Below are 242 nucleotides of genomic sequence, written 5' to 3'. Positions count from 1 at the left end.
TACACCTTGCCCGCTTCAACGAGGGTGTGAACCGTTCAAAGCCGGTCAAAGACCCCTATGGATGGGGATCATCTACCATCGTAAACATTTTGAAAAAGCGAGAGTATTTAGGGCACACCATCAATTTCAAGACCCGCAAGCACTTTAAGGACAAGAAAAGCCACTATGTTTCTGAGGACGAATGGATGATCTTTGAGAATACCCATGAAGCCATTATCGACCAGCAGACCTTTGATTTGGCG

The 242-nt window shown here is 45.9% G+C and carries 1 protein-coding gene; it reads left to right on the top strand.

The genetic code is table 11. From position 1 onward, the window contains the following. A partial coding sequence (locus LJE09_RS17760; RefSeq protein ID WP_227311647.1) for a recombinase family protein occupies window positions 1–242 on the top strand: 242 nt, incomplete at both ends.

Source organism: Blautia sp. DFI.3.45 (assembly GCF_020593505.1).
In the GTDB taxonomy this organism is placed as follows: Bacteria; Bacillota; Clostridia; order Lachnospirales; family Lachnospiraceae; genus Blautia_A; species Blautia_A wexlerae.
The sequence above is the reverse complement of the archived record's forward strand: the minus strand, read 5'-3'. Positions and strand labels throughout refer to the sequence as shown.